This is a genomic window from Variovorax soli (assembly GCF_031454625.1).
Lineage (GTDB): Bacteria > Pseudomonadota > Gammaproteobacteria > Burkholderiales > Burkholderiaceae_C > Variovorax > Variovorax soli_A.
This window is the reverse complement of sequence record NZ_JAVDRF010000009.1, coordinates 173,810-194,602: the sequence shown is the minus strand read 5'-3', so window position 1 is coordinate 194,602 and position 20,793 is coordinate 173,810. Positions and strand designations below refer to the sequence as shown.

General features: G+C 65.5%; 23 protein-coding genes and 2 tRNA genes. 9 read left to right on the top strand and 16 right to left on the bottom strand.

Going from position 1 to position 20,793, the window contains the following annotated elements:
• Positions 1-69: 69 nt before the first annotated feature.
• The 6 genes from J2739_RS20015 (at position 70) to hemP (ending at position 3,428) form a co-directional block, all read left to right on the top strand.
• Positions 70-750 (top strand): Fe2+-dependent dioxygenase, encoded by a 681-nt coding sequence (locus J2739_RS20015; RefSeq protein ID WP_309904824.1) that lies wholly within the window; start codon positions 70-72, stop codon positions 748-750.
• 141 nt (positions 751-891) lie between these two features.
• Positions 892-1,164 carry a (2Fe-2S)-binding protein gene (locus J2739_RS20010; RefSeq protein WP_309904822.1) on the top strand — a complete coding sequence of 91 codons (273 nt, stop codon included), beginning with the start codon at positions 892-894 and terminating at the stop codon, positions 1,162-1,164.
• 104 nt (positions 1,165-1,268) lie between these two features.
• A complete protein-coding gene (locus tag J2739_RS20005) occupies positions 1,269-1,961 on the top strand; it encodes an energy transducer TonB (RefSeq protein WP_473774983.1) in 693 nt (230 codons plus the stop codon).
• Positions 1,962-1,979: 18 nt separating this feature from the next.
• Complete coding sequence (locus tag J2739_RS20000; protein ID WP_309904818.1) at positions 1,980-2,693, top strand: MotA/TolQ/ExbB proton channel family protein; 714 nt, start codon at positions 1,980-1,982, stop codon at positions 2,691-2,693.
• Between the two features lie 8 nt (positions 2,694-2,701).
• The gene (locus J2739_RS19995) at positions 2,702-3,115 is read left to right on the top strand and encodes an ExbD/TolR family protein (RefSeq protein WP_309904816.1); all 414 of its coding nucleotides are present in this window, start codon (positions 2,702-2,704) and stop codon (positions 3,113-3,115) included.
• Between the two features lie 100 nt (positions 3,116-3,215).
• The gene (hemP, locus tag J2739_RS19990; protein ID WP_309904814.1) at positions 3,216-3,428 is read left to right on the top strand and encodes a hemin uptake protein HemP; all 213 of its coding nucleotides are present in this window, start codon (positions 3,216-3,218) and stop codon (positions 3,426-3,428) included.
• 180 nt (positions 3,429-3,608) lie between these two features.
• On the opposite strand, the gene J2739_RS19985 is transcribed toward hemP, so the two are convergent.
• The gene (locus tag J2739_RS19985) at positions 3,609-4,016 is read right to left on the bottom strand and encodes a GlcG/HbpS family heme-binding protein (protein ID WP_309904812.1); all 408 of its coding nucleotides are present in this window, start codon (positions 4,014-4,016) and stop codon (positions 3,609-3,611) included.
• 175 nt (positions 4,017-4,191) lie between these two features.
• On the opposite strand from J2739_RS19985, the gene J2739_RS19980 reads away from it, so the two are divergent.
• Positions 4,192-4,893: a Bax inhibitor-1/YccA family protein gene (locus J2739_RS19980; protein WP_309904810.1), complete on the top strand. Its 702-nt coding sequence runs from the start codon at positions 4,192-4,194 to the stop codon at positions 4,891-4,893.
• Positions 4,894-4,934: 41 nt separating this feature from the next.
• Here J2739_RS19980 and rlmD read toward each other — a convergent pair whose 3' ends face one another.
• From rlmD to surE, 5 genes are read right to left on the bottom strand one after another with little or no spacing between them, the layout of a single operon-like run.
• Positions 4,935-6,368 (bottom strand): 23S rRNA (uracil(1939)-C(5))-methyltransferase RlmD, encoded by a 1,434-nt coding sequence (gene rlmD, locus J2739_RS19975; protein WP_309904808.1) that lies wholly within the window; start codon positions 6,366-6,368, stop codon positions 4,935-4,937.
• A gap of 43 nt (positions 6,369-6,411) precedes the next feature.
• Positions 6,412-7,440: a sigma-70 family RNA polymerase sigma factor gene (locus tag J2739_RS19970; RefSeq protein ID WP_309904806.1), complete on the bottom strand. Its 1,029-nt coding sequence runs from the start codon at positions 7,438-7,440 to the stop codon at positions 6,412-6,414.
• An 8-nt stretch (positions 7,441-7,448) separates the two neighbouring features.
• Positions 7,449-8,375: a peptidoglycan DD-metalloendopeptidase family protein gene (locus J2739_RS19965; RefSeq protein ID WP_309904804.1), complete on the bottom strand. Its 927-nt coding sequence runs from the start codon at positions 8,373-8,375 to the stop codon at positions 7,449-7,451.
• 11 nt (positions 8,376-8,386) lie between these two features.
• Positions 8,387-9,160, bottom strand: a complete 774-nt coding sequence (locus tag J2739_RS19960; protein ID WP_309904802.1) for a protein-L-isoaspartate(D-aspartate) O-methyltransferase — start codon at positions 9,158-9,160, stop codon at positions 8,387-8,389.
• 2 nt (positions 9,161-9,162) lie between these two features.
• Positions 9,163-9,927, bottom strand: a complete 765-nt coding sequence (surE, locus tag J2739_RS19955) for a 5'/3'-nucleotidase SurE (RefSeq protein ID WP_309904800.1) — start codon at positions 9,925-9,927, stop codon at positions 9,163-9,165.
• Between the two features lie 124 nt (positions 9,928-10,051).
• On the opposite strand from surE, the gene J2739_RS19950 reads away from it, so the two are divergent.
• Positions 10,052-11,038, top strand: a complete 987-nt coding sequence (locus tag J2739_RS19950; RefSeq protein ID WP_309904798.1) for an NADPH:quinone oxidoreductase family protein — start codon at positions 10,052-10,054, stop codon at positions 11,036-11,038.
• Positions 11,039-11,101: 63 nt separating this feature from the next.
• Here the strand turns inward: J2739_RS19950 and J2739_RS19945 are convergent, their stop codons facing one another.
• The 7 genes from J2739_RS19945 to J2739_RS19915 all read right to left on the bottom strand — a co-directional run bounded on the left by J2739_RS19945 (position 11,102) and on the right by J2739_RS19915 (position 16,250).
• Positions 11,102-11,440 carry an H-NS histone family protein gene (locus J2739_RS19945; RefSeq protein WP_309904796.1) on the bottom strand — a complete coding sequence of 113 codons (339 nt, stop codon included), beginning with the start codon at positions 11,438-11,440 and terminating at the stop codon, positions 11,102-11,104.
• Between the two features lie 122 nt (positions 11,441-11,562).
• A tRNA-His gene (locus tag J2739_RS19940) sits at positions 11,563-11,638 on the bottom strand.
• A gap of 31 nt (positions 11,639-11,669) precedes the next feature.
• Complete coding sequence (locus tag J2739_RS19935; protein ID WP_309904794.1) at positions 11,670-13,598, bottom strand: peptidylprolyl isomerase; 1,929 nt, start codon at positions 13,596-13,598, stop codon at positions 11,670-11,672.
• Positions 13,599-13,660: 62 nt separating this feature from the next.
• A tRNA-Val gene (locus J2739_RS19930) sits at positions 13,661-13,736 on the bottom strand.
• 16 nt (positions 13,737-13,752) lie between these two features.
• Positions 13,753-14,025, bottom strand: coding sequence for an HU family DNA-binding protein (locus tag J2739_RS19925; protein WP_007830705.1), 273 nt, complete (start codon positions 14,023-14,025; stop codon positions 13,753-13,755).
• 240 nt (positions 14,026-14,265) lie between these two features.
• Entirely contained in the window at positions 14,266-15,351 is a 1,086-nt protein-coding gene (locus tag J2739_RS19920; RefSeq protein WP_309904792.1) for a tartrate dehydrogenase, read from the bottom strand.
• Positions 15,348-16,250, bottom strand: coding sequence for an alpha/beta fold hydrolase (locus tag J2739_RS19915; RefSeq protein WP_309904790.1), 903 nt, complete (start codon positions 16,248-16,250; stop codon positions 15,348-15,350). The genes J2739_RS19920 and J2739_RS19915 overlap by 4 nt, the downstream gene beginning before the upstream one ends.
• Positions 16,251-16,324: 74 nt before the next feature.
• Between J2739_RS19915 and J2739_RS19910 the strand changes: the two genes are divergently transcribed.
• Complete coding sequence (locus tag J2739_RS19910; protein ID WP_309904789.1) at positions 16,325-17,272, top strand: LysR substrate-binding domain-containing protein; 948 nt, start codon at positions 16,325-16,327, stop codon at positions 17,270-17,272.
• A gap of 10 nt (positions 17,273-17,282) precedes the next feature.
• Here J2739_RS19910 and J2739_RS19905 read toward each other — a convergent pair whose 3' ends face one another.
• From J2739_RS19905 to uvrC, 3 genes are read right to left on the bottom strand one after another with little or no spacing between them, the layout of a single operon-like run.
• Positions 17,283-18,125 carry a DMT family transporter gene (locus tag J2739_RS19905; protein ID WP_309904787.1) on the bottom strand — a complete coding sequence of 281 codons (843 nt, stop codon included), beginning with the start codon at positions 18,123-18,125 and terminating at the stop codon, positions 17,283-17,285.
• Between the two features lie 38 nt (positions 18,126-18,163).
• Positions 18,164-18,730 carry a CDP-diacylglycerol--glycerol-3-phosphate 3-phosphatidyltransferase gene (gene pgsA, locus J2739_RS19900; protein WP_309904786.1) on the bottom strand — a complete coding sequence of 189 codons (567 nt, stop codon included), beginning with the start codon at positions 18,728-18,730 and terminating at the stop codon, positions 18,164-18,166.
• Between the two features lie 45 nt (positions 18,731-18,775).
• On the bottom strand, positions 18,776-20,740 hold the full coding sequence (gene uvrC / locus J2739_RS19895; protein WP_309904784.1) for an excinuclease ABC subunit UvrC: 1,965 nt from the start codon (positions 20,738-20,740) through the stop codon (positions 18,776-18,778).
• Positions 20,741-20,793 lie beyond the last annotated feature (53 nt).

Here is a 20,793-nt window from a genome sequence, read left to right as displayed (position 1 = left end):
GCGCCCGCGCGATGCGACACTCGGGCCACGGCTTGCCGTGGCTTCTTTCATGAGAGCGCTCTCCACAAGATGATGCTGCATGTGCCCAATGTCCTCAGCGCCCAGCAGGTGCGCGACATCCGCGCGGCGCTCGACGTCACCGACTGGGTCGACGGCCGCGAAACCGTCGGCGAGCAAGGTGCGCAGGTGAAGCGCAACCGGCAATTGCCGGAGCACTCCGCAGTCGGGCGCAAACTCGGCAGGACGATTCTGCAGGCGCTGGCACGAAACTCCCTCTTCTTCTCGGCCGCGCTGCCGCTGCGCTTCGTACCGCCGCTGTTCAACCGCTACGAAGGAGGCGAACAGTATGGCCTCCATGTCGATGGGTCGGTGCGCTCCGTGCCCGGCACGGGCGAGCAGTTGCGCACCGATCTCTCCTGCACCCTCTTCCTATGTGAACCGGACGCCTATGACGGCGGCGAGCTGGAAGTGGTCGATACGTACGGTGCTCATGAGGTCAAGCTACCCGCCGGCGACCTGATCCTCTATCCCTCGAGCAGCCTGCACCGTGTGCACCCTGTGACGCGTGGCGCGCGCACCTGCGCATTCTTCTGGGTCCAAAGCATGGTGCGCGACGATGGGCGGCGAGCCATGCTGTTCGAACTCGACCAAACCATCCTCAAGCTGCGCGCACGAATCGGTGAGTGCGAGGAGACCGTGGCGCTCACGGGCCACTACCACAACTTGCTGCGCCTCTGGGCCGAAGTTTGAGCCGGGCGGCCGGACGGGGCGGGCGAACGGGCGGCTCCGGGGCTGCGCGCCCTACGATGCTCATAGTTATTGCAAATGCGAGGAATTCGTATTTATAATGAGGCTCCTAATCACCCGCCAGCCAGACTTCCGTCCACCGCCATGATCGTTTGCGTATGTCGCCGAGTGTCAGACCGCGAAATCGCGCGCCACGTGCGCGCGGGAATGACGTTCGATGAAGTGCAATTCGAACTCGGCGTCGCCACCCAGTGCGGCCAATGCGAGAGCTGCGCGCGCGACGTCGTCGCGCAGTGCAGCGCCTCCCATCCGACCGCTGCGCTGAGCCGCGAATCGGAGCCGAGTTCGATCCAGCTCGCCAGCGCCATCACGGAAAGCAGGGCATGGAACTCTTCTCGGCACTCGGCATCAGCCTGATCATCGTCACGGCCTCGGCCTGGTGGGTTTTTTTCCTGCATAGATAACAGCGAGCGGTTTGCCGCATCCGGCACCTTCGATAGCGTCCGGCAGTCCAATGTTCAATCGTGTCTGACCGCTTCTCCCCGCCGCCTCCTTCCGTTCTGGGCCTCTCGCGCAACGCGCTGATTGCCAGCGGCGTGGTGCTCTTTCACGTCGCCGCGCTCTGGGCCCTGCAAAGCGGCCTGCTGCGACGCGCGGCCGAGGTAGTCGTCCCGGTGCAGATCCTGAGCGAATTCATCGAGCCGCCCAAGCCCCAGGAGCCGCCCCCGCCGCCGCCGCCCCCGCCAGCCAAACCCCAGATCACCAAGGCACCCCCTCCGCCACGTCCGCAAGCCATCCGCGAGCCCAAACCAACACCGGCACCGAACGCGCCCGTGGCGACGGCGGAGCCGCCCCCGCCTCCTGCACCCATCGCACCCCCGGCGCCTCCCGCACCCCCGGCGCCGCCGCCTGCTCCGCCCGCGCCGCCTGCTGTGCAATTGCCCAGCACGGACGCTGACTATGCGCAGAGTTGCAAGCCCGTGTATCCCAGCATGAGCAAGCGCCTGGGCGAGCAGGGCAAGGTGATCGTCAAGGTCGTCGTGGGCGCGGATGGTTCGCCGAAGCAGGTCACCATCGGCAGATCGAGCGGCTTTGATCGGCTGGACGAGGCCGCAAGAGAGGCCATGCTGAGATGCCGCTTTTCACCCGGCAAGGTCGACGGTGTCGCGCAAACGATGTCCTACGACGCTCCGGTCAATTTCGTACTGAACTAATTTTCCCTTGGAGCGTTTATGGATTCCCACTTTGGCCTGATGAATGTCTGGAATCAGGGCGACTTCGTCACCCGCGCCGTGGCCTTGCTTCTGATCGGCATGTCGCTTGCATCGTGGATCGTGATCCTGATCAAGGCGTTGGACATCATCCGGTACAAGCGCCTCGCCAAGCATTCCCAGGACTTCTGGCACAGCGAGGACTTTGCCACCGCGCTGAACAAGCTCGGCAAGGACGACAGCAACCCCTTTCGCGCGCTGGCACTGGAGGGCCGCGAGGCGGCCGCCCATCATCGCAATACCAAGGCGCATCTGCACGATGCGCTCGACGTGAGCGACTGGATCACCCGCGCGCTGCGCAACGGTATCGACGAATTCACGGCCCGGCTGCAGACCGGCCTCGCGATCCTGGCTTCCGTCGGGTCGACGGCGCCCTTCATCGGGCTGTTCGGCACGGTGTGGGGCATTTATCACGCTCTGATGAGCATCGGCTCGGCCGGCCAGGCGACCATCGACAAGGTGGCTGGGCCGATCGGCGAAGCGCTGATCATGACGGCGCTGGGCCTGGCAGTCGCCATACCTGCCGTGCTCGGCTACAACGCGCTGGTGCGCGGCAACAAGTTCGTGCTGACCAAGCTCAACAGCTTCGCGCATGATCTGCATGCCTACTTCGTGACGGGCGCCCGCGTGCAAAGCAGCGTCGAAGCCACCGTCGTCCCGCTCAAGAAAGGCTGAGGAATCCCATGGCTTTCGGAACCCAGGACGAGCCGGACGAGGTCATGAACGAGATCAACATGACGCCGCTGGTCGACGTCATGCTGGTGCTCCTCATCATCTTCATCATCACGGTGCCGGTGATGAAGCATGCCGTGAACATCGACCTCCCGCGTGCAAGCAGCGAACCCGAGCAGACCAAACCACAAAACATCGTGTTCACGGTTTCGGCCGATGGCAGCTACTACTGGAACGAGCAGCGGATCGACGACAGCGAAATGAACACCCGGCTGGCCGTCGAGGCCGCCAAGGACCCGCAGCCCGAATTGCACATCCGCGGCGACAAGGCAGTGCGCTACGAGCGCGTGGCGAAGGTCATGTCGGCGGCCCGCGAGACGGGCGTTCGCAAGATCGGTTTCATCACCGAGCCTGAACCGAAGTAGGGACGGTCTGCAAAGTGCGTATGGGAAAAACAATCCTGGCGATTGACTTTTTGTTGAGAATAATTATCATTACTACATCGTTCAGATAAAGGGATCTTCGATGCAAGCTCTGCCCAACTCGTTCAGTAGCCTGAGCCATCCCTCGCTCGACCAAGCCGGTGGTGGCCGCGCGAGCAGCGAGAACACGCGGCCCGCCGCCCTGCTCGAGAGTGCAGAGCTTCTCAAGGGCGGCAAGATCGTGGGCATCCTGCACAACGGATCGTTGTACCGGCTGCAAGCCACCAAACTGGGCAAACTGATCCTCACCAAGTAGGGTTCAATCTGCCATCTGCGCAAGTTTCATCGTGGGGCGACTCGAGGAGATCTGATCTCCAAAGGGTCGTTTTTTGCTAGCCAACGGCTCTTCGCCGACTAGCCAAGCTTTTTTTCCCATCTTGAACGCTCAAGAAAAACGCCGACCCGGAGGTCGGCGTTTTTGCCTGGGTGCTTCCGATCAGAGACCGAGCGCGGCGATGCCTGCCCTGGCGATCTGGGCGTCCTCGTTGGACTTGACACCGCTGACGCCGACTGCACCGATCACCTGACCTTCCTTGACGATCGGCACGCCGCCCTCGAGCAAGCCATCGATCCCGGGCGCGGACAGGAAGGAGGTCCTGCCCCCATTGACCATGTCCTCGTAGACCTTGCTCTCGCGCCGCCCCATGGCAGCTGTGCGAGCCTTGGCGGGCGCAATATGCGACGAGATGGCCGCGGCACCATCCAGCCGCTGCAGCCACAGCAGGTTGCCGGCGTCGTCGGCGATGGCAATGGTCACGGCCCAATTGTTCTTGAGAGCTTCGGCTTCGGCCGCCCCGGCGATCGCCTTCACGTCGGCGAGTTCGAGATATGACTTGGTCTTCATGGTCTTGCAAAAAGTGAGCAAGTGCCGAGCATAGCGCCCGTGCCTGATCGAATGCCTGCGAAACAAGGGTGTGCCTTAGCGCCATGCGGAGGGGGGTCTTTTCCGAGGCCGCCACTTGCAGCCCCCTAGAATGACCCCAACTGCTGCGTTGCAGCCAACATCAGGAGTTTCAGCAATGAACGACCGCGTCAACACCCTTGCCACTTCCGTCGGCTACGGCCAGGCGCTGCCGCAAGCAGAGCGCCATCGCGTACTGCGCAACACTTACTGGCTGCTCGCCCTGAGCCTGCTGCCCACCGTGCTGGGCGCCTGGCTGGGCGTCGCCACCGGCATCACCCGCTCGCTGAGCGGCGGCATCGGCCTCATGGTGTTCCTGGGCGGCGCCTTCGCCTTCATGTTCGCCGTCGAAAAGACCAAGAACTCGGCGGCCGGCGTTCCGGTGTTGCTGGGCTTCACCTTCTTCATGGGCCTCATGCTGTCGCGATTGATCGCGATGGTGCTGGGCTTCAAGAACGGCTCGGAGCTCATCATGACCGCCTTCGGCGGTACTGCCGGCGTATTCTTCGTGATGGCCTCGCTAGCCACCGTCATCAAGCGCGACCTCTCCGGCATGGGCAAGTGGCTGTTCGTCGGCGCATTGGCGCTGATGATCGGCGCCATCATCAACGTCTTCGTGGGCTCCAGCGCAGGCATGCTCGCGATCTCAGTCGCCGCGATCGGTATCTTCTCGGCCTTCATGCTCTATGACCTCAAGCAGATCATGGACGGCGGCGAGACCAACTACATCAGCGCCACGCTGGCGCTCTACCTGGACATGTTCAACGTGTTCCAGAGCCTGCTGGCCCTTCTGGGCATCTTCGGCGGCGAGCGCGACTGAGCACCCTTCCGCCACTCGGAAAAGGGCCTTCGGGCCCTTTTTCATGCCCGTTCGAAAACCGCGATCGACTCGACATGCGCCGTGTGCGGAAACATGTTGACCACGCCGGCCAAGGTGCAGCGATACCCCGCCTGGTGCACCAGCAGGCCGGCGTCGCGCGCCAGCGTCGACGGATTGCAGCTCACGTAGACGATCCGTTTCGGCGGCGACCAGCCATCCCTGGGCAGATCTTCCTGCTGATGGAGGTCGGCCAGGGCCTTGGCCAGCGCGAAGGCGCCTTCCCGCGGCGGATCGACCAGCCATTTGTCCGCGGCGCCATCGGCGACCAGCATCGCTGGAGTCATCTCGAACAGATTGCGCGCGACGAAGCGTGTAGGGGCCAGCGCCCCTCGCACAGAGGTCGGGGCCTGGTTTCTCAGCAGGTTCTCCGTGGCCCTGGCCACCAGCGCATCGCTGCCTTCGATGCCAAGCACTTCCCGCCCTCGGGTCGCGAGCGGGAGCGTGAAATTGCCAAGGCCGCAGAACCAGTCGATGACACGCTCCTCTGCCCGCACGTCGAGCAAGCGCAAGGCGCGGCTGACGAGCACGCGATTGATGTATGCATTGACCTGCGTGAAGTCGGTCGGCTTGAAAGGCATCGTGACACCGAATTCCGGCAAGTGGTACGCCAGCGCCGGCCCGCCAGGTTCCAGCAGCCGCACGGTCTCAGGCCCCTTCGGCTGCAGCCACCACTGCACGCCCTCGTTCACCGCCGCGAAGGCCTTGAGGCGCGCGATGTCCGCTGCAGACAACGGCTCCAGGTGCCGCAGCACCAGCGCGATCACGCCGAGTCCGGTGCCGTCGGGTGCATCGCCGCAGGCCAATTCGATCTGCGGGCAGGTGTCGCGCGCGTCCATCGATCCGACGAGCTCGCGCAGCGGCATGAGCATGGCGCTGACGCGCGCCGGCAGCACCGGGCACACCTGCATGTCGGCGAGATAGCGGCTCTTGCGTTCGTGGAAACCGATCAGCACCGTGCCCTTCTTGAGCACATGGCGCACCGACAGCCGGGCGCGATACCGGTAGTGCCAGGCCGGCCCTTCGAGCGGCCGCAGCATGTTCTCGGGCCGCACCTTGCCCAGATGCCACAGGTTGTCCTCGAGGGCACGCTGCTTGACCGCCACCTGCGCCGCGGTGTCGAGGTGCTGCATCTTGCAGCCGCCGCAGGCGCCGGGGTGCAATCCGAAATGCGGACAGCCGGGACGCACGCGCTGCGAGGACTCGCGGCGGATCGAGGTCACGGTGCCCTGCTCCCAATTGTTCTTCCTGCGCTGCACCTTGAGCTGTACTTCCTCGAAGGGCAGCGCGCCCTCGATGAAGACCACCATGCCGCTCTCCCTGTGAGCGACGCCCTGCGCGTCGAGGTCGAGCGACTCGACCTGCAGCCATTCATCGTGGGCCTGCTGCGCCTCTTTGCTTCCTGTCGATTCCGTCATGCATGGATTGTCTCAGGGCCGCATCGCCGCCCGGACGAAGGGCCTACAGGAGCGAGTCGCGCTGCACGCCCGCGCGCGCGAGCTGGCGCCGCATCTTGGCGAGGGCCTCGTTCTGGATCTGCCGCACGCGCTCGCGCGTGAGGCCCAGGCGCACGCTCAGCACTTCCAGGGTCTCCGGATCGCGGTCATGCAAACCGTAGCGCCCTTCCAGCACCTCGCGTTCGCGATCGCTCAGTGCGAGGATCCACTGGTCGAGGAGCTTCTCGACTTCGTGCGTCTGAGTGGTCCCCGTCGGGTCGCTGCGCTCATCCTCGGAGGCCACGGTATCGGCCAGGCTGAAGCTGTCCTCGCTGCGTTCGCTACCGGCATCGAGCGAACGCGGGGCCTCGGCCAAAGCCATCAGATCGGCCACCGCCTGCACCTCGCGGCCCAGCAGCGCCGCCACGTCTTCCACCCGCACGCCGTCAGGTCGCTGTGCGACGAACTCGGCATCGCCCTCCAGCGTGCGCCGCGCGCGAATCACTTGCTGCAGCTCGCGCACCACGTGGACTGGCAGGCGGATCGCACGCCCCTGCATCATCGCCGCGCGTTCGATCGATTGGCGGATCCACCATGTGGCGTACGTCGAGAAGCGAAAGCCGCGTTCAGGCTCGAACTTGTTGATCGCGTGCATCAGGCCGAGGTTGCCCTCTTCGATCAGGTCCGCCAGCGGCACGCCGCGGCCGAGATAGCCTTTGGCAATGTTCACCACGAGCCGCAGGTTGTGCTCGATCATCGACTGGCGCGCCGAAAAATCCCCTCCACGCGCAGCGCAGGCCGTACGGTATTCCTCGTCAGGCGTGAACAGCTCCGTGCGCCGGATCTCGCGCAGGTACAGGGTCAGCGAATCGCCGCCCTCGCCGCCCACTTCGAGCGGCGCGACATCGCGCGAATTTTCTTGTGCCGCCTCACCTGCAAGCTCGGCCGCTTCGTCTGCAGGAACAGCTGGCCCGAAGGCGACGAAGGGCACTGCGCCGCCGTTGCCCGCCGCGCGCCGCACGATCTGAGCGCGACGAAGGCGAGAGGTGGCCATGCATGATCCTAGCGGGCGGGCAGATAGCGCGCCGGATCGACAGGCTTGCCCTGGCGGCGGATCTCGAAATGCAGCTTCACGCGGTCCGCGTCGCTGTTGCCCATCTCGGCGATCTTCTGTCCCTTCTGCACCGACTGGTCTTCCTTCACCAGCAACGTCCGGTTGTGAGCGTAGGCGGTGAGGTAGGTGTTGTTGTGCTTGAGGATGATCAGGTTGCCGTAGCCGCGCAGGCCTGCACCGGCGTAGACGACACGCCCATCGGCCGCAGCGAGCACCGAGTCGCCGGCCTTGCCGCCGATGTCGAGGCCCTTGTTCTTGGCGTCGTCGAAGCCGGCGATCAGCGAGCCCTGGGCAGGCCAGATCCAGCCCACGTCTTCGTCGCCCGATGCGGTCGCGGCCGGTGTCGCAGGCGACGCCGTGACGATGGATGGCGTGGGTTTGGCGGCCGCGCTCGCAGCCGTCGCGGGAGCCGGCGCCGCAGCGGCGGAAGCCCCGCTTGCTCCCGCAGCGGTCCGCGCCGGATCGGTGGCGGCGGACGCAGGCGGCACTGCCGCAGTTGCGGCCGCGCCCGCAGGCGGGATCACGCGCAGCACCTGCCCCACTTCGATCAGGTCCGGGTTCTCGAGATTGTTCCAGCGCGCGATATCGCGCCAGTTCTGGCCCGTCTCCGTGCCGATGCGGCGAATGGTGTCGCCGGGACGCACGGCGTAGTAGCCGGGCTTGCCATAGTTCTCGATGCCAGGCAGCGGCTTGCCCGATGCATCGGTGGTGATGGGAGGCATCCCCGGCGCGACCGGCGCAACAGCCGGCGCACCGATCATCGTGCCGCGGTCCTCGACCAGAACAGGCCCGCGCTTCGCGGCACACCCCGCAATCAAGAGTGCGACCAGCAGCGTCACGCCAGCAAGCCAGCCCCGATTGCCAATACCCTGCATGTGTTCTTCCTTCAAGCAATTCCCGATTTTAGGGGGACAAAGTGGACCGCCTCAAGAACGCGGCGCTCCAGTCCGCGCGCTGTCTTGTCGATCACGACGAGCGCCTGTCCGCCGGTCGACGCCTGTGTCGGCGCAACGATGCGGCCGCCCACGGCGAGCTGCTGGAGCCACGCTTCCGGCACCGCATCGCCCCCGGCGGCGGCGATGATGCCGGCATAGGGTGCACCCTTCGCATAGCCCACCATGCCGTCGCCGAGCAGCAAGTGCACGGTGGCCAGGCGGAACGGGCGCAAATGCGTGCGCGCTCGTTCGTGCAGGCCGCGCAGGCGTTCGATGCTGTAAACCTCCGCCGCGACGTGGCTCAGCACGGCGGCCTGGTAGCCACAACCCGTGCCGATCTCGAGCACGCGTCCCAGGCGATCCCCAGGCTTGTTCGCCAAGGCGGGTGCGCCGAGCAGCAGTTCGGTCATTCGCGCCACCACGCTGGGCTTCGAGATGGTTTGGCCGAGTCCGATAGGCAGGCTCGTGTCTTCGTAGGCCTGGTTGACCAAGGCGCTATCGACGAAGCGATGACGCTCGACCGTGCTCATGGCTCGCAGCACGCGCGCGTCTGCAATGCCTTGTGCGGCGAGCCGCTGCACCATGCGCGCGCGCACCGCATCGGAGGCCATCGACGGCGTGTGATGAACGAGCGGCTTCGCAGGAACGGCCGAGCTCCGTCCGCGTGTCGCCGCGGAGGCGGTGGGGGTGAGCCGCACGGGAAACCCGGGCCGTTGGCTCGCCATAGTCAGGCGCGCTCGCCCAGCCGCGCCACAGTCTCGCGCCAATGCTCGAGGTGCGCGTGGTCGGTCAGATCGATCTGCAGAGGCGTCAGTGCGATGTGGCCGGCGGCCGTCGCGTGGAAGTCGGTGCCCTCGCCGCTGTCCTTGGCGCTGCCCGCTCCGGCGATCCAGTACATGGTTTCGCCGCGCGGGCTTTCCTGCATGATGACCTTTTCAGCGGCATGGCGGCGTCCCAGCCTGCAGACCTTGATCGGCTTGAGCTCCTCGAAGGGCAGGTTCGGCACGTTGACGTTGAGCAGGAAGGCAGGCCCGGCCAGCATGCGCTCACGCTCGATCTGCTCGACCAGCCGTCGCGCCGCGCGCGCCGCAGCATCGACATGGGCCCAGCCCTTCTCGATCTGCGAGAAGGCGATCGCGGGAATGCCGAAAAGGTACGCTTCCATGGCCGCGCCGACGGTGCCTGAATAGATCGTGTCGTCCCCCATGTTGGCGCCGTTGTTGATGCCGGAGACCACGAGGTCGGGCCGGTAGTCGAGCAGCCCCTTGAGCGCGATGTGCACGCAATCCGCGGGTGTGCCGGTCACATAGCGAAAGCCGTTGTGTGCCTTGTGCACATACAGCGGCGCCGCGAGCGTGAGCGCATTCGACTTGGCGCTGTTGTTGTGCTCGGGCGCGACCACTTCGACTTCCGCCACCTCCTTGAGCGCATCGTGCAGCGCAACGATGCCGGGAGCCTGGAAGCCATCGTCGTTCGAAATCAGTATCTTCATGGCGTTGGTAGTGCGCGCGATTGTAGGCGGCGAGCGCGTCACGGCAGGGACATTGCCTGGCAGGGCTCCCGGCCTATCATGGCCCGGATTCGGTTGCCCCATATTCACCCAAGGAGACACGAGCATGCACGCATGGCTCTGCGAAAACCCGACCGGCGTCGACGCGCTGACCTGGAAAGAACTGCCGACCCCCACGCCCGGTCCGGGTCAGGTGCTGATCGAGATCAAGGCGGCCAGCCTGAACTTTCCCGACCTCCTGATCGTGCAGAACAAATACCAGATCAAGCCGCCGCTGCCTTTCGTGCCGGGGTCCGAATACGCCGGCGTGGTCTCGGCCGTCGGCGAAGGCGTCACCCAATTGCGCGTCGGCCAGAACGTCGCATGCTTGTCGGGGACCGGTGGCTTCGGAACTCACACCCTCGCGCCTGCTGCACTCTGCATGCCCCTGCCCGAGGGCTTCGGCTATGTCGATGCAGCCGCCTTCATCATGATCTACGCGACCTCCTGGCATGCGCTGATGGATCGCGCGCAACTCAAGGGCGGGGAAACAGTGCTGGTGCTTGGCGCCGCCGGCGGCGTCGGCACCGCTGCCATCCAGATCGCCAAAGCCGCAGGCGCCAAGGTCATTGCCGCAGCATCGACAGACGAGAAATGCGAGCTGTGTAAATCCATCGGCGCGGACATCACCATCAACTACACCACCCAGGCACTTCCCAATGGCTTTAGAGATGCCGTGAAGGCTGCCACGGACGGCAAAGGTCCCGACGTGATTTACGACCCGGTGGGCGGAGAATTCGCGGAGCCCGCATTCCGCTCCATTGCTTGGCGGGGCCGCTATCTGGTCGTGGGCTTCGCCTCAGGTCCGATTCCCTCGCTGCCGCTCAATTTGATGCTGCTCAAAGGTGCATCGCTGGTCGGCGTCTTCTGGGGCGATTTCGCCAAACGCGAACCCAAGGCCAATGCGCAGATGATGGCCGAATTGGCGAAGTGGTATGGGCAAGGCAAGATCAAGCCGGTGATTGATCGGACCATGCCCATGGCAGAGCTCAAGGCCGCCTATGCACACATGGGATCACGTAACGTCAAGGGCAAGCTCGTCATGGTCAACTGAGGGTCGATGGCTGCCATAGAAAAAGCCCGCGACGCGGGCTTTTTCTATGGCGGGGACAAAGACCTAGCGGATCTCGAAGTCGGACAGCGATTTGCCGGCGGCCAGGGCCTCGGTGATCCAGCGCGGCTTGCGGCCGCGTCCACCGGACCATGTTTCGCCGGTCGGGCTGCGGTACTTTGCAGCGGACTTTGCCGCGACTGCGGGCGCTGCCCGTCTGCTGCTGCGCGACGTGAGCTTCAAATCAGCCGCAGTCAGGCCGTACTCTGCGATCTTTTTGCGCAACTCCTCGACGACGCCCGCGCGCTCCTGATTGCGCAGTTCCTCGGCTTGCTTGCGCAATTGCGCAATCTGCTCGTCGTGCTTCTTGATCTGGGAATTGATGTCGGCAAGTGTTGAGGCCATCGGTGAAGGTTCCTCCGAATTAGGAAGTGCGAATTCTAATTCAAGTCCGAATTGCCGCAAGCGTTTGTCGCCCAAAAAAAAGCGCCGGTCCAATGACCGGCGCTTTTTTCATCTGAGGCGTTTGGGGTGGCTGATGGGACTCGAACCCACGACGACCAGAATCACAATCTGGGACTCTACCAACTGAGCTACAGCCACCGCAGAGCCCGCAATTGTAGCCGGAAAAAACCTACCGCCCGGCGACGATGCCGCCATCCACCGGTCTCGGCACCAGGATCTCGGCCTTGAAGCGGCTCTTCAGCAGCTCGTAGTAGGCAGCGGCCTCCGCCGCCGCCGTGGCCATGGCGACTTGCTGGGCCTCCTGCTGCGCCACCTCGGGCGAAGGCGGCGTGCGCGGGACGGCCTTATTGACACGAACGACGGCATAGCCCTGCGCACCCAGATCCACCCCCACCAGCGACGGCAGCTTGGCCGGGTCGGCGCGCAGTGCACTCTCGATGATTGGCGTCGGCTGGGACTGCGCGTCGAGGCGGGAAACCGTCACCGCCGCGCCGAAGTTCGCGCCCGCGGCGTTCGATTGCCATTCCGTGAGCTTGGTCTCGCCCTCGGTCTTGGCAAGCGCTGCCGCGCGCTCGGCGACGAGCTGCGCGCGAACTTTTTCCTTGACCTCCTCGAGGGGCTGCGCCCTTGCCGGGCTGTATTGCGTCACCCTGCCCGATGCGAGCTGGTTGGGTCCGATTTCGATGGCCTCCGTGTTGTGCTTGCGCTCGAGCGAATCGGCGGCAAACAAGGCGTTCAGAAAATTGCGGCTGGCCAGGACACCCGTCGCCCCAGGCGTCGGCGTGCGCCCCACCTTGTCGGCAGTCCGGATCGTGAGCTTGAGCTTGTCGGCCGCGGGCTTCAGGCTGTCGGGCTGCTGATAGACGGCATCGGTGAAGGTCTCCGCCGCCTTGGCGAACTCCTGCGTCGCCTGTTGGCTGCGGACCTCGTCCTCGACCTTCGCGCGCACCTGCTCGAAAGGCGGCACCACGGCCGGCCTGATGTCGTTGAGCTGAATGATGTGGTAGCCGAATTCGGTCTCGACGACGTCGCTGATCTCGCCCTTCTTGAGCGCGAACATCGCATCCTCGAACGGCTTCACCATCGCGCCGCGCGTCACGAAGTCGAGATCGCCTCCCTTCTCCGCCGAGCCTGGGTCCTGCGAATTCTTGCGCGCGAGGTCGGCGAAACTGCCCGGCGCCTTCTTGATCTCGGCCAGCAATTGCTGGGCCTTCGCGCGCGCCTTTTCACGCTCCGCGGCAGGGGCGCCCGAGGGTGCGCTGATCAGGATATGGCTGGCACGCCGCTCCTCCTTCGTTCCGAAGCGCCCGCTATTCTGTTCGTAATAGGTCCGCAAGTCGGCCTCGCTGACGGCGATGTTCTTCTTGGCAGCCTCGAGGTCCAACACGACATATTCGATGCTCGCCTGCTCCGGCACCTGGAACTGCGCAAGGTGCTGCTTGTAATAGCCCTCCAGGTCCGCATCGCTCACATTGACCTTCGTCGCGAAATCGCCGGGGGAGAAACGCGCGACCTGGATCTCGCGCCGGTCATAGAAGGCGTTGAGCGCAACCGCGGCCTGCGCCGGCGACGCAAAGGCAGTGTCCGCAATGCCCTTCAAGACCTGCTGGCGCACCGTCTGCGCCGCAAGCGCAGCCTGGTGCTGCTCGGGTGTCATGCCCGTGGCGCGCAGGAACAGTTCGCGGTCGAACTGGCGCTTGCCATCCTTGACGACCACGAAGCTGGCCAGACTCGGATCGTTCTGGAAGATCTCCAGCTGCCGCTGCTCCGTCATCACGAAGTGGTCCTGGGCCGCGGCGGCCGCGAGCACGCGGTCGCGCACCATGCGCTCCAGGGTCGCAAAGCGCTCCGCGTCGGTATCGAACATCGCCGCGTCCACGTCGGGCCTTTGCTGGCGGATGCGATCGATGTCATTGCGGTGCTGTGCGTCCCATTCAGGCCGGCGAATGCTCTCGCCGGCCACGCTGGCGACCTTCTCGCCCTTGTCGCCGGAAGCCCGGTAGCGATCCAGCACGCCGACCACCACGAAAGACGGCACGATCAACAGGAACAAGACGACCATCAGGGCTTTGTTGTGCTGTCGGATGAAATCGAACATGGATGGGAGTCTCTGTAGCGAAAAACAAAAAAGGCGAACTGTCTGTTCGCCTTTGCATCGGTTGGTGGGTGCTGAGGGGTTCGAACCCCCGACCTACGCCTTGTAAGGGCGCCGCTCTACCAGCTGAGCTAAGCACCCAACCGGGTTTCGTCCATCAGTTCAGCGCATCTTTCAGCGCCTTGCCGGGGCGGAACTTCGGGATCTTGGCGGCCTTGATTTTAATCGCGTCGCCGGTGCGCGGATTACGGCCCGTGCGCGCAGCGCGTTTACCCACAGCGAAAGTACCGAAACCGACGAGCGAGACCGAGCCGCCCTTCTTGAGCGTGGTACGAATGGCGCCGATGGTCGACTCCAGTGCACGCGTGGCCGCGGCCTTGGAGATATCGGCGTTTTTTGCGATGTGCTCAATCAGTTCGGTTTTGTTCACAAGGACCCCTTGCAGGAAAATTAGTTGATCAGGTAGCGTCAGAAGCGGTGCCGGCCCCGTGACGAAGCCACGGGGTTCGTTTAAGAAAGAAGGATGGCAGTTCTGTCGCGCGGCAGCGCACTGCCGAGAAGGATTACAACCACTGGTCCACGGGGTGTCAATACGACATCCCTCAGTGCAATCCAGCGAGGACCGCGATTCTAGTGGCGTTTCGCGCCGGTCCTTTTCAGGCGCCGGCAGTCAAAGCGCCTGTGCGATCGCACGGCCCACGTCGGCCGTGTTCGCGCTACCGCCGATGTCCGGCGTGCGCGGCGCGCCGCTCGCCGGCGCCAGGACCTGCTCGATCGCAGCCAGGATCGCATCATGCGCATTCTTGTGGCCCAGGAACTCCAGCATCATCGCGCCGCACCAGATCTGGCCGATGGGGTTGGCGATGCCCTTGCCCGCGATGTCGGGTGCCGAACCATGCACCGGCTCGAACAGCGATGGCGTGATGCGGTCAGGGTTGAGGTTGGCACTCGGCGCGATGCCGATGGTGCCGGTGCAGGCCGGGCCGAGGTCGGACAGGATATCGCCGAACAGGTTGCTCGCCACCACCACGTCGAAGAAATCGGGGCGCTGCACGAAGTGCGCGGTCAGGATGTCGATGTGGAACTTGTCGAGCTTGACGCCGGGATAACGCTTCGCCATCTCCGCCACGCGCTCGTCCCAGTACGGCATCGTGATCGAGATGCCGTTGGACTTGGTCGCGCTCGTCAGGTGCTTCTTCGGCCGCGACTGTGCCAGCTCGAATGCGAACTTGAGGACACGGTCCACGCCGATGCGCGACATCACCGTCTCCTGGATGACGATTTCGCGTGCCGTGCCCTCGTACATGCGCCCGCCGATGCTCGAGTACTCGCCTTCGGTGTTCTCGCGCACGATGTACATGTCGATCTCGCCGGGCTGCCGCGGTGTGCCGTCGCGCCGCACCACCGGCGCGATGATGCCGGGCATCAGGCGCGCCGGCCGCAGGTTGATGTACTGATCGAATTCTCGGCGGAACAACAGCAGCGAACCCCAGAGCGACACGTGGTCGGGAATCTTCTCGGGCCAGCCGACGGCGCCGAAGTAGATCGCGTCGTGGCCGCCGATCTGATCCTTCCAGTCGTCCGGCAGCATCTTGCCGTGCTTCTCGCAATAGTCCCAGCTGGAAAAATCGAAATGATCGAAATGCAGGTCAATGCCGAACTTGCGCGCGGCGGCATCGAGGACCCGCAGCCCCTCCGGCATGGTTTCCTTGCCGATGCCGTCGCCTGCGATGACTGCGATGCGGTGCTTGCTCATGGTCTCTGTCCTGGGTCTGTGCGCTGGAGAAAGAAAGGCAGCGCCTCTGCCAGCAGCTCGCGCGGCGCCTCTTCGGGAATGTAGTGGCCGCAGGGCAGCGTGCCGCCCGAGACCTGGAGGGCGCGCTCGCGCCACAGCGCGAGCACGTCGAAGCAGCGGCCCACCACACCGTGCTCGCCCCACAGCACGCGCAGCGGCTGGGCAAGCTTGCGGCCGGCGGCGACGTCGGAGCGATCGTGCTCGAGGTCGACGGTCGCCGATGCGCGGTAGTCCTCGCACACGCCTTGCGCGGTGCCTTCGATCGCGATACAGCGTTCGTACTCGGCCATTGCTTCGGGGGCGAAGGGTGCCAGCCCCGCATGGCGAGCGCCCATGACGCTTCGCACGTAGCGGACCGGGTCGGCTTCGATGAGAGCCTCGGGCAAGGGCGGCGGCTGGATCAGGAAGAACCAGTGCCAGTAGGCGCGCGCGAAGGCTTCCGTGGTCTTCTGATACATCGCGAGCGTGGGCGCGATGTCCAGCAACATGAGGCGCTCGACGGCCGAGGGATGATCCATCGCCAACCGATGGGCCACGCGGGCGCCGCGGTCATGCGCGAGCACGCCGAAGCGGTCGAAGCCGTGGTGATGCATGGCGGCCAGGGCATCGAGCGCCATCTCGCGCTTGCTGTAGCGCACGTGCTGCGCATCGGCTTGCGGGCGCCCTGAATCGCCATAGCCGCGCAGATCGACAGCGACCACCGTGAAGTGCTGCGCCAGCGCCGGTGCGGTGCGATGCCAGATGGCATGCGTCTGCGGGTGGCCGTGCAGAAGAAGCAGTGGCGCGCCCTGCCCGCCGACACGGCCATGCACACGGACGCCGTCGCGCGAAAGGTCGAAGCTGCTGAAGTCGGTGAACACGGCGGAATTGTGCGTTGCGTCGCGAACCGGAGCAAGCAACAATCGGCCAATTGATACTTTCCATCATGGCAGCAATGGATCGCGCAGACCTCGAACTCGTGACGGCCATCCGCGAGCGCGGCAGCCTCGCCGGGGCGGCCGCCGTGCTGGACGTCGTGCCCTCCGTCGTCACCAAGCGCCTGAGTGCGCTCGAGGCACGGCTCGGGCAGCGCCTGTTCGATCGCACCACGCGCCGGCTCAGCGCCACCGCCGAAGGCGAAACAGTGTGCCTGCATGCCCAAGCCCTGCTGCAAGGCTTCGCGGCTCTCGAGAACGAGCTCGGCGAGCGGCAGAACGAACTGGCGGGGTCGATCCGCCTGGCCGCGACCTTCGGCTTCGGCCGGCGCTGGCTGGGCCCGGCGTTGGCGAGTTTCCAGGCGCGCCACCCCGCACTGCAGATCCAACTGCAGCTGACCGAGCAATTGCCCGAGCTCGGCGCGGGCGGCTACGACGGCGCCATCTGGCTGTGGCCGGTGCAGCGCCACCATGCGAAGGACTGGGTCACGCGCCGGATCGCACGCAACCAGCGCGTGCTCGCAGCTGCACCCGGCTACCTCGCGCGACGCGGGCGGCCTGCGGACCTTGCCGCGCTGGCAACGCACGATTGCCTGGTGGCGCGCGAGAACGGCGGCGAGGCCGGCGATCGCGATGCCACGCTCTGGTCGCTGCGCAACGCCAGGGACGGCAGCATCGCGAGGGTGCGCGTGCGCGGCCCGCTCGCCAGCAATTCGGGAGAGCTGGTACGCGACTGGTGCCTGGCCGGCCACGGCGTCATGCTGCGAAGCCTGTGGGACATCGCGCCGCAGCTTGCGTCCGGCGAGCTGGTGCAGTTGCTGCCGCAGTACGCGATGCCGGATGCCGACATCCAATGGGTCGCCCCCTGGCGCCCCAAGACGCCGAGGCGCGTACGCGCGCTGCTCGACTTCCTGCTCGACGGCTTTCGCGGCGAGCCGTGGAAGCCCGCCGCACGCCGCACCCGCTGAGCGGGCTCATTCAGCGGTCGCCGCGCACCACGAGGCCGACGCCCACCGCCGTCATGGCGATGCCCACCAGCGTCGGCACGGTGATCGGCTCCGCGAACAGAAGCCATGCCATCAGCGCCGTGCAGGGCGGCACGAGGTACAGCAGGCTGGTCACCGCCGTCGCTGTCCCGCGCTGGATCAGCATGTAGAGCAGCGAACTGCCCCCCAGTGACAGCGCCAGCACCGACCAGGCCATGGCGCCGCCGGAGTGCAGGTTCCATTGAATGCTGTCCGGTTCCAGGGCCGCGAAGGGCAACGTAGCCAGCAATGCGGCGGCCAGCTGGATCGCGCCCGCGATGCGCACGTCGCATGGCGCGACGAAGCGCTTCTGATATAGCGTTCCGGAAGTGATGGAAACGAGCGCCATCAGCGCCAACCCCATGGTCAGCGCACTCACCTCGCCGCCCTGCCCGAGCTTGCGCAGCACCACCAGCACCAGCCCAGCGAAACCCATCGCGAGGCCGGCCCATTGCCGGCGAGAGATCGAACCGCCGCGCATCGACAGCCAGATGGCCGTGAGCACGGGCTGGATGCCGACCAGCAAAGCGATCAGCCCCGACCCCATGCCGGCCCGAACCGCCGCCCATACGCCGCCCAGATAGCCGGCCTGCATCAGGATGCCGGTGACCGCCAGGTGCCCCCACTGCGCGCGCTCGCGCGGCCAGCGCACGCGCGCGGCCCATACCCAGGCCAGGAAGCAGAGAACCGACAGCGCATAGCGCACGGACAGGAACTTGAGCGGCGGCGCATAGGGCATGCCGTAGCGCGCCACGATGAAGCCGGTGCTCCAGATCAGCACGAAGACCGCGGGCATGGCCCGCACCCATCCCGACGCCGGCATTGCGACGGCCCTCATTTGGCGCGGGCCCGGATCTCCGGTATGGCCTTCTGGAGGTAATAGATCATCGACCACACCGTGAGCACTGCCGAGATCCAGATCAGCCACTGTCCCCAGGCGCCGGTGTCGATGGCCCCGAACAGGAGGCCGTTGAAAAGCAGGAACGGAATCGCCACCATCTGCACCACGGTCTTGACCTTGCCGATCATGTGGACCGCCACGCTCTTGCCGGCGCCGATCTGCGCCATCCATTCGCGCAGGGCGGAGATGGCGATCTCGCGGCCGATGATGATGAGCGCCACGAACACGTCGGCACGGTTCAGATGCACCAGCACCAGGAGCGACGCGCACACCAGGAACTTGTCGGCCACCGGATCGAGGAAAGCGCCGAAGGCCGAGGTCTGGTTGAGCCGCCGCGCGAGAAAACCGTCGAGCCAATCGGTGGCGGCGAACACGATGAACAGCACCGTGGCCACGAGGTTGCGCATGGACTCGCTCACGGGCAGGTAGAACACCCCCACGATCAGCGGGATCGCGACGATGCGCGTCCAGGTCATGATGGTGGGAAGCGTCCAGAACATGTCGGCGAGTATATGGCTCGCCCCGGGCTTGCTCGCCTTGCGGGGCTAGTGCAGCGCCCGGTAGATTTCTTCCGCAAGCTCGAACGCGATGCCATCGACCGAAGCGATGTCTTCGATGCTCGCCGCTGCCACGCCGCGGATGCCGCCGAAGCGTTGAAGCAGGCGCGCCCGCCGCTTGGGGCCGATGCCGGGAATGTCCTCCAACTGGCTTCCGCCCACCCGCACCTTGGCCCGCTTGGCGCGCATGCCGGTGATGGCGAAGCGATGCGCCTCGTCGCGGATCTGCGCCACCAGCATCAGGGCCGCCGAATCGCGCCCGAGGTAGACCTTCTCGCGTCCATCGGCGAAGACCAGTTCCTCCAGGCCGACCTTGCGTCCTTCGCCCTTCTCCACCCCGACGATCAGCGACAGCGGCAGGCCCAGTTCGCCGAAGACTTCGCGCGCCATCGACACCTGGCCCTTGCCTCCATCAACCAGCACCAGGTCCGGCATGCGCGCGCTGCGCGTGCCGGGCCGGGCATCGGCACCGACACCTGCCGCATCGCCCGCGGGCGGCGCATCGGTCTCCGCCGCCATCGCCTCGGCCAGCTTGCCGTAGCGCCGATGCAGCACCTGGCGCATCGCAGCGTAGTCGTCGCCGGGCGTGATGCCGTCGATGTTGTAGCGGCGGTACTCGCGGTTCTGCATGGCGTGATGCTCGAACACCACGCAGGAGGCCTGCGTGGCCTCGCCTGCCGTGTGCGAGATGTCGAAGCACTCGACACGGAAGTTGTCGAGATCGTCCGGCGCAAGCTCCAGCGCGTCGACCAGTGCGCGCGTGCGCGCCTGCTGCGAACCTTCCTCGGCCAGCAGGCGTGCAAGCTGCAGGGCAGCATTGGTCTGCGCCATCTCCAGCCAGTGCCGGCGTTGCTCGCGCGGCTGGAACACGGCCGTGACGCGGGTGCCGGCCTGTTGCGAGATGGCCTCGATCAGCGCGCGGCTCACCAGCTCGCTCAGGACCAGCGTGGGCGGGACCGGCACGTCGATGTAATGCTGGGCAATGAAGGCCTCGAGCACCTGGACCTCGACCGATTCCGCGAACGCGTCCGGGGCTTCCTCGCCTTCGGCGTCCTGGGCGCCTTGCTGGATCTGCGTCGCGTCTTCCACGTGTACCGGAAAGTAGGCGCGATCGCCCAGGTGCCGGCCGCCGCGCACCATCGCCAGGTTGACGCAAGCCTTGCCGCCCTGCACCTTGACCGCAAGGATGTCCACGTCCTTGTCGGAAGCGATTTCAACCGACTGCTGGTGCAGCACCCGCGACAGCGCCGACATCTGGTTGCGCAGCTCGGCCGCCTGCTCGAACTCCAGCTTCTCGGCATGTGCCGTCATGCGCGCCTCCAGCTGCGAGAGCACCGCCTGGGTGTCGCCCATCAGGAAGGCCTCGGCATTGGCCACGTCCTGCGCGTAGGCTTCGGGCGTGATGTAGCCCACGCAAGGGCCCGTGCAGCGCTTGATCTGGAAGAGCAGGCAAGGGCGGGTGCGGTTGGCATACACCGTGTCCTCGCAGGTGCGCAGCTTGAAGACCTTCTGCAGCAGCTGGATCGATTCCTTCACGGCCCACGCGCTCGGATAGGGGCCGAAGTAGCGGTGCTTGCGGTCGACCGATCCGCGGTAGTACGCCAGGCGCGGAAAGGTGTGCGATGCGATCTTGAGATAGGGGTAGCTCTTGTCGTCCCTGAACAGGATGTTGTAGCGAGGCTTGAGCGTCTTGATCAGGTTGTTCTCGAGCAGCAGCGCCTCCGCTTCGGAGCGCACCACGGTGGTCTCCATGCGCGCGATCTTCGAGATCATGTGGCCGATGCGCGTGCCGGCGTGGTTCTTCTGGAAATAGTTGGCGACGCGCTTCTTCAGGTTGCGCGCCTTGCCCACGTACAGCACCGCGCCCGAGGCGTCGAAATAGCGGTAGACGCCCGGCAGTTGCGGCAGCGCCGCGACCTCGCTGAGCAGTTGATCGGAATGCGTGTCTGACATCGGGCGCTATTGTGCTGGCGCGATCCTGCGAGGGCCGCCGGGAAACGGGCTGT

Coding starts and splice junctions, on each gene's coding strand:
- J2739_RS20015 (WP_309904824.1), top strand. CDS start 70: ATGATGCTGCATGTGCCCAATGTCCTCAGCGCCCAGCAGGTGCGCGAC.
- J2739_RS20010 (WP_309904822.1), top strand. CDS start 892: ATGATCGTTTGCGTATGTCGCCGAGTGTCAGACCGCGAAATCGCGCGC.
- J2739_RS20000 (WP_309904818.1), top strand. CDS start 1,980: ATGGATTCCCACTTTGGCCTGATGAATGTCTGGAATCAGGGCGACTTC.
- J2739_RS19995 (WP_309904816.1), top strand. CDS start 2,702: ATGGCTTTCGGAACCCAGGACGAGCCGGACGAGGTCATGAACGAGATC.
- hemP (WP_309904814.1), top strand. CDS start 3,216: ATGCAAGCTCTGCCCAACTCGTTCAGTAGCCTGAGCCATCCCTCGCTC.
- J2739_RS19985 (WP_309904812.1), bottom strand. CDS start 4,016: ATGAAGACCAAGTCATATCTCGAACTCGCCGACGTGAAGGCGATCGCC.
- J2739_RS19980 (WP_309904810.1), top strand. CDS start 4,192: ATGAACGACCGCGTCAACACCCTTGCCACTTCCGTCGGCTACGGCCAG.
- rlmD (WP_309904808.1), bottom strand. CDS start 6,368: ATGACGGAATCGACAGGAAGCAAAGAGGCGCAGCAGGCCCACGATGAA.
- J2739_RS19970 (WP_309904806.1), bottom strand. CDS start 7,440: ATGGCCACCTCTCGCCTTCGTCGCGCTCAGATCGTGCGGCGCGCGGCG.
- J2739_RS19965 (WP_309904804.1), bottom strand. CDS start 8,375: ATGCAGGGTATTGGCAATCGGGGCTGGCTTGCTGGCGTGACGCTGCTG.
- J2739_RS19960 (WP_309904802.1), bottom strand. CDS start 9,160: ATGGCGAGCCAACGGCCCGGGTTTCCCGTGCGGCTCACCCCCACCGCC.
- surE (WP_309904800.1), bottom strand. CDS start 9,927: ATGAAGATACTGATTTCGAACGACGATGGCTTCCAGGCTCCCGGCATC.
- J2739_RS19950 (WP_309904798.1), top strand. CDS start 10,052: ATGCACGCATGGCTCTGCGAAAACCCGACCGGCGTCGACGCGCTGACC.
- J2739_RS19945 (WP_309904796.1), bottom strand. CDS start 11,440: ATGGCCTCAACACTTGCCGACATCAATTCCCAGATCAAGAAGCACGAC.
- J2739_RS19935 (WP_309904794.1), bottom strand. CDS start 13,598: ATGTTCGATTTCATCCGACAGCACAACAAAGCCCTGATGGTCGTCTTG.
- J2739_RS19920 (WP_309904792.1), bottom strand. CDS start 15,351: ATGAGCAAGCACCGCATCGCAGTCATCGCAGGCGACGGCATCGGCAAG.
- J2739_RS19910 (WP_309904789.1), top strand. CDS start 16,325: ATGGATCGCGCAGACCTCGAACTCGTGACGGCCATCCGCGAGCGCGGC.
- J2739_RS19905 (WP_309904787.1), bottom strand. CDS start 18,125: ATGCCCGCGGTCTTCGTGCTGATCTGGAGCACCGGCTTCATCGTGGCG.
- pgsA (WP_309904786.1), bottom strand. CDS start 18,730: ATGTTCTGGACGCTTCCCACCATCATGACCTGGACGCGCATCGTCGCG.
- uvrC (WP_309904784.1), bottom strand. CDS start 20,740: ATGTCAGACACGCATTCCGATCAACTGCTCAGCGAGGTCGCGGCGCTG.